Consider the following 2,470-nt stretch of genomic DNA (forward strand, 5'->3'; position numbering starts at 1 on the left):
GGGCGCAAGGCCAAGGCGGCCGCAAAGCCCGAAGTCCACAAGCAGATCGCCAAGGCGCAGGGGTTCCAGCGTCCCAAGGCGAAGACGCCGACAGCGTTCGTGCCAGTAAAGCCCAACGCCGCCCAGGCCAACGGCTTCACGCTCGACATGGACGACGACCAGGCCATCGACGCCGACTTCAAGCGCCAGAGCAACGGCTGAGCAGAGTTGAAGGGAGAAACGTCGTGCAACCGATGACACAGTTCGTAACTTTGGGCATCGACAGAGAGACCTTCGCGCTCCCCGTCGAGGCGGTCCGCGAGATCCTCGACATGTGCGAGATCTCGAAGCTCCCGAATGCGCCCCCGCAGCTGCTCGGCATGATCGACGTGCGCGGGGCCGCCGTCCCAGTGATCGACTTGCGCACGAAGTTCGGTCTGCCGCGCATCGATTCGACGCCGAACACGCGCATTCTGGTGCTCGAGTTCGTGGCCCAGGGCCGCAAGACCTCGATCGGCCTCGTGGCCGATCGCGTCTTCGAGGTTACGGGTCTCGACGGCGATCGGCTCGATCCGGCACCGGAGACCGGATGCCGCTGGCAATCCGATCATATCGCCGGCATCGGGCGGCGCGGCGACAGGTTCGTTGTCGTCCTCGATCTCGCACGGCTGCTCGCCGACGACACGCCAACGCTGATCACGACCGCTCTCGAGGCGGCCTAACCGGAAGTCATCACCACAGACGCTCATTCATTCTCGCGGGGGAAACGACAATGCGCCTTACCATCAAACTCAAACTCGCTATCGCCTTCGGCGCCCTTACGCTCATGACGGGCGTGATGGCTGCACTTGCCATTTCAAACCTGAGTTCGCTCAACTCGCAGATAACGTCGATGGTCACCGGACCGGTGAGCTATCTCAGCAATTCGAGCGATCTGTCCGATGCGGTCCTGATGAGCATCCGGTCTGAAAAGAACATGATTTTGAACACGGACCCATCGCAGATCGGTGGTTATTCCGTCGAAATCGACGAGCAGCGCCAAGTCATCAACTCGCTTCAGACGAAGCTCGAGGGGGCTGAGGACCGGGATATCCGCGATAAAATGGCTGAATTCAAAGCCGTGGTGCAAAAATGGGTCCCGATCCAGGATCAAACCCGCAAGCTCGCAACCGAGAACACCGACGAGGCGAACAAGCGTGCCGCTAGCCTCTCAATGAACGAGGGCCGAGACGCCGCGAAAGCCGTCGTTGCTGTGTTGGGTGCGCTGAACAAGGAGGTTGCGATATCGGTCTCCGAGACGGACGCCGCAACGGACGCGCAGTACGAGACGTCCAGAATGCTGCTGATCAGCATAACGGTCGCGTTGCTGCTGTTCTCGGTCGGCATCGCCACATGGATCGCCCTCAACATCAGTCGCGGTCTCGCCCGCGCCGTCGGACTGGCGAACGCGGTGGCCATCGGCGATCTCGGCCAGACAATTCAAGCGTCGAGCAATGATGAGATCAAGGATCTGGTCGACGCATTGAATACGATGACTGCGAACCTGAACGCAACGGCCCAGGTTGCCGACGCGATTTCGAACGGCGACCTCACGGTCAAGGCCACGCGCCAATCCGACAAGGATACGCTCGGCATCGCGCTCCAGAACATGCTGGAGAAACTGACCTCGATCGTGAGTGAAGCTCTGAACGCGTCCGACAACGTGTCTTCGGGCAGCCAGGAACTGGCGGCGACCTCGGAACAGTTGGCGCAGGGTTCCGCCGAGCAGGCCTCGTCCTGCGAGGAAGCCTCCTCGTCGTCCGAGGAAATGGCGTCCAACATCAAGCAGAACGCGGCCAATGCCGGCGAGACGGAACGTATCGCCCGCCAGTCGGCCAAGGACGCCGAGCTGTCGGGTGCGGCCGTCGGCCGTGCGGTCAACGCGATGCAGACGATCGCCGAGAAGATCACCATCGTGCAGGAAATCGCTCGCCAGACGGACTTGCTCGCGCTCAACGCGGCGGTCGAGGCGGCGCGGGCGGGCGAGCACGGCAAGGGCTTCGCGGTCGTGGCGTCGGAAGTTCGCAAGCTCGCCGAGCGCAGCCAGGCTGCGGCGGCCGAGATCGGCACCCTCTCGAGCGACAGCGTGAAGGTGGCCAAGGAAGCCGGCGGCATGCTGGAGAAGCTGGTCCCCGACATCAAGCGCACGGCGGAGCTGGTCGAGGAGATCTCGGCGGCCTGCCGCGAGCAGGACGTGGGATCGGCCCAGATCAACCAGGCGATCCAGCAGCTCGACAAGGTGACGCAGCAGAACGCGTCGGCCTCGGAAGAGATGTCGGCGACGGCCGAGGAATTGGCCAACCAGGCTGACCGCCTGCAGGAGACCATTGCCTTCTTCCGCGTGGAAAGCAGCGCGGCGGGCCGGTCCTCCGGGCGCAAGGCCAAGGCGGCCGCAAAGCCCGAAGTCCACAAGCAGATCGCCAAGGCGCAGGGGTTCCAGCGTCCCAAGACC

Annotated in this window: 2 protein-coding genes and 1 pseudogene (2 of these 3 running past the window's edge); all 3 read left to right on the top strand. The window is 63.2% G+C overall.

Going from position 1 to position 2,470, the window contains the following annotated elements; translation table 11 throughout:
- Positions 1-201 (top strand): annotated as a pseudogene (locus ACTIFK_RS11575) (methyl-accepting chemotaxis protein); its annotated part reaches 954 nt to the left of the window's first position; the annotation flags it as partial.
- A gap of 32 nt (positions 202-233) precedes the next feature.
- The gene (locus ACTIFK_RS11580) at positions 234-701 is read left to right on the top strand and encodes a chemotaxis protein CheW (protein WP_439543334.1); all 468 of its coding nucleotides are present in this window, start codon (positions 234-236) and stop codon (positions 699-701) included.
- Between the two features lie 50 nt (positions 702-751).
- Positions 752-2,470 carry the 5' portion of a methyl-accepting chemotaxis protein gene (locus ACTIFK_RS11585; protein ID WP_439543224.1) on the top strand. It continues 195 nt past the right edge of the window, so only the first 1,719 of its 1,914 coding nucleotides appear in the window; its start codon is at positions 752-754; its stop codon lies beyond the right edge, outside the window.

Origin of the sequence: Hyphomicrobium sp., assembly GCF_051860585.1 — a bacterium.
Taxonomy (GTDB): Bacteria; Pseudomonadota; Alphaproteobacteria; order Rhizobiales; family Hyphomicrobiaceae; genus Hyphomicrobium_C.